General features: G+C 68.3%; 2 protein-coding genes. Both read left to right on the forward strand.

The genetic code is table 11. The features are described 5' to 3' along the window. The first annotated feature begins 733 nt into the window (after positions 1-733). Entirely contained in the window at positions 734-1231 is a 498-nt protein-coding gene (locus tag SRB5_RS35670; RefSeq protein WP_153458011.1) for a rhodanese-like domain-containing protein, read from the forward strand. Further along, positions 1225-1743: a GNAT family N-acetyltransferase gene (locus SRB5_RS35675; protein ID WP_153458013.1), complete on the forward strand. Its 519-nt coding sequence runs from the start codon at positions 1225-1227 to the stop codon at positions 1741-1743. Before SRB5_RS35670 ends, SRB5_RS35675 begins: the two co-directional genes overlap by 7 nt. Positions 1744-2088 lie beyond the last annotated feature (345 nt).

The raw sequence follows: 2088 nt of genomic DNA on the forward strand, positions 1-2088 counted from the left end.
CCGCGTCCTTCTCCTGCTGCTGCATCAACTCGGCTCCCGTGCGTACGATGTCCGAACTGTTGTGGGAGCCACGTGCCTTGCCCATGATGATCCTTCCCGGCACCAGTCACTCTGATGCCAACCGGTCATACCGGGCATACACAAACCACGCGACAGGCCCGGGGTGGGCCGGGGCGGGGGTCTCTCTCACTCTGGGGGAGGCGCTGTGCGGGCCCACGCTCGGGGGGTGTCTGGTTTCGATCTGTTCGAGGCGTTCGCGCCGGCCGCGACCGGGCTGCTGGAGGGCCGACGTGCTGCCGCCCACTGGCAGTACGCCCGTGTGCTTGCTGAGCGGCATCCGGGATTCGGGTCGACCCCGACGTGCTCGCAATGGTGTGAGTCCCCTGCGTTGGGCCGTCTCCCGGCGGGTGACCGCCGGCCTGCCGCTACTCAAGTCCGGTAAGGGCACTGTGGACGAGGTGACGGCCGCGGTCGGCTCCCGGGAGGTACCGGTACCTCTTCAGCCGCCGGATGGGTACGACGCCGACGGTCTGCCGAAGGGCGTTCGTCGGCGTCCGGCCATACGTGACGTGGTCCGCGCGGCCGACGTTTCTGGCGGAATCTTGAGTAATGCAGGCGTTCACGCCACTCGTGAACCGGGCCCGGGAACCGGAGGATGAAGGCGTCGCCGACCGGGAGACCCCGGCACGGCCCTCAGGTTTCCCTCCCCACCAGCAAGAACATGAGGTGCCCCATGCCCCCTCCCGCTTCCGCTTCCGCTTCCGCCGAGATCGTTGGCGCTGTCGTGAGTGCGCCCGCCACCTCCCCGGACGAGAATGCCGCTCACTACGCCGCCCGCTCCGCCTTCGAGGCGGATGTCTCCGACGTCCACGCGGATCTGGCATCCGGCGCACCCGGGATCGTGGTGCTCGACACCCGCAGCGGTGACGCCTGGGATCAGGGCCACATTCCCGGCGCGCTCCGCCTTCCCACCGCACGGATCGCCGATATGGCACCACGGCTGGTCGACCCGGCGAAGACCGTGGTCACCTACTGCTGGGGCCCCGGATGCAACGGCGCGACCCGCGCGGCGCTGCCCTTCGCCCGCCTTACCTACTGGGCCAAGAAAGTGCTCGTCGGCTGCGAGCGCTCGGCACGTAAGGGCTTCGCCTACGACCCCGCCTCCGGCTTTGAGCAGCATCCCGTCGACGAACTGACCACCCCGCGCACGGGCATCTCCAGCGCATGCTGAACGAGGCCGCTCGGCCGGTCGGCGTCATCCGTCCGGCCACGGAGGCCGACCTGCCGGCGATCGCCCATCTGTGCGCCGCCCACGCCGCCTTCGAACGCGCCGGCCCCGTGCCGCCCGATCTCGCAACCCGCCTGAAACCCCTGCTGTTCTCGGCGTGCCCGAGAGCGTGGTGCCTCGTGGCCGACCGTGGAGGCGAACTGATCGGTTACGCGACGTGCTCCCAAGAGTTCTCGACCTGGCAGGCCACCGACTACGTCCACCTCGACTGCCTGTTCGTCACCGAACCGTACCGAGGAGAAGGCTGGGGAAACGCCCTGTTCAACGCGGTGAAGAACGCGGCAGCAGCCCGCGGCGCCACACAAGTGCAGTGGCAGACACCGGACTGGAACACCGGCGCCATCCGCTTCTACCACCGCACGGGAGCCGCAGCCCGCCCCAAAGTCAGGTTCTCACTTCCCATCGGCACGCAGGAAGACTCACCAAACAGCGTGTCTGTACGGTGGCCGGAATAATTCCCGAACAGAAAGCGGAAGGTGACAAATAGAGTTGAGCGCGGCCGAGGCGAGTTGCGATGATGCGGCGGGCTGCGCAACCGCAAGGTCTACCACGCGGCCCGGCTCGCCGACCGCGCACTTGCCGCGGCCGAGTCCCAGCACACCGCGCTGCCTGCCGAGCGCCTCACGGCCCAGACGGTGCAGACCCTGGCCCACGAGATCATCGCGTTGACCAGTGTCGGCGTACACGTGAACGTGCACCACCTCGTACGGATGAGAGTGCACCGAAGTTGATGCGGTGGCGGGTGGGTGCCGCGAGCCTTCTGTCGTCGGTTTCGAGGTGGCAGAGGGGGCGGTTGTCGT

The organism is Streptomyces smaragdinus (assembly GCF_009604385.1).
Lineage (GTDB): Bacteria > Actinomycetota > Actinomycetes > Streptomycetales > Streptomycetaceae > Streptomyces > Streptomyces smaragdinus.

Bases quoted from the DNA above. Each gene is read 5' to 3' on its own strand.
- SRB5_RS35670 (WP_153458011.1), top strand. From the start codon at position 734: ATGCCCCCTCCCGCTTCCGCTTCCGCTTCCGCCGAGATCGTTGGCGCT.
- SRB5_RS35675 (WP_153458013.1), top strand. From the start codon at position 1,225: ATGCTGAACGAGGCCGCTCGGCCGGTCGGCGTCATCCGTCCGGCCACG.